We start from the raw sequence: 878 nt of genomic DNA, 5'->3' as shown, positions 1-878 counted from the left end.
AGACCGTTGAGGATGAACAGGTTGGTGATCACCGTGAAGATCAGCAGACCCAGGATCGACCCGATGATCGTGCCCCGGCCGCCGCTCAGCAGCGTCCCACCGATGATCACCGCCGCGATCGCGTCCAGCTCGTACAGATCACCATGCGTGGACGACCCCGTCGTGGTCCGCGCCATGATCAGCACCGCGGCGATCCCGCAGCACAGACCCGACAGCGCGTACAACATCAGCGTGTGCTTGCGCACGTCGATACCGGCCAGCCGCGCCGCCTCGGGGTTGCCGCCCACCGCATAGGTGCGCCGGCCGAACGTCGTACGGTTCAGCACCACCCAGCCGATCAGCACCACCAGCGCGAACACATACACCAGCAACGGCAGCCCGAGCAGCCGCGTGGTCGACAGGTCCACGATCAGCGAGTTGTCCGGCTGCACCAGCTGCGTGCGCTGGTTCGACATCCGCTGCGCCAGGCCACGCCCGGCCACCATCATCGCCAGCGTCGCGATGAACGGCACCATCCGCCCATAGGCGATCAAAATGCCGTTCAACAGTCCCGCGCCGGTGCCGACCAGCACCGCGCACACGATCATCACGATCGGCCCGTAGGACTGCGTGGCCAGCGTCGTCGCCCACACCGAGGCCAGCGCCATCAACGCCCCGACCGACAGGTCGATGCCACCCCCGATGATCACGAACGTCATCCCGACCGTGATCACACCGATCGTCGAGGCCAGCGCCAGAATGCTCACCAGGTTGGACGAGGTGGCGAAGTTCTCCGGCCTGGTCACCAGACCCACGATCGCCAGCAGCACCAACGCCGCGACCAGCCCCAGGTGCCGGACCTCGCCCAGCCGGCCGAACCGCCCGCCCGGACCCGCCGC

The 878-nt window shown here is 67.5% G+C and carries 1 protein-coding gene; it reads right to left on the bottom strand.

Going from position 1 to position 878, the window contains the following annotated elements; all coding sequences use genetic code 11:
- Nucleotides 1–848 (bottom strand): ABC transporter permease (locus tag FLV34_RS39445; RefSeq protein WP_147945606.1); only part of this gene is annotated, 848 nt, incomplete at its 3' end.
- Nucleotides 849–878: the final 30 nt, after the last annotated feature.

Origin of the sequence: Microbispora sp. CSR-4 (genome assembly GCF_008033685.1) — a bacterium.
Lineage (GTDB): Bacteria > Actinomycetota > Actinomycetes > Streptosporangiales > Streptosporangiaceae > Microbispora.
This window is presented reverse-complemented; position numbering and strand designations above follow the sequence as displayed.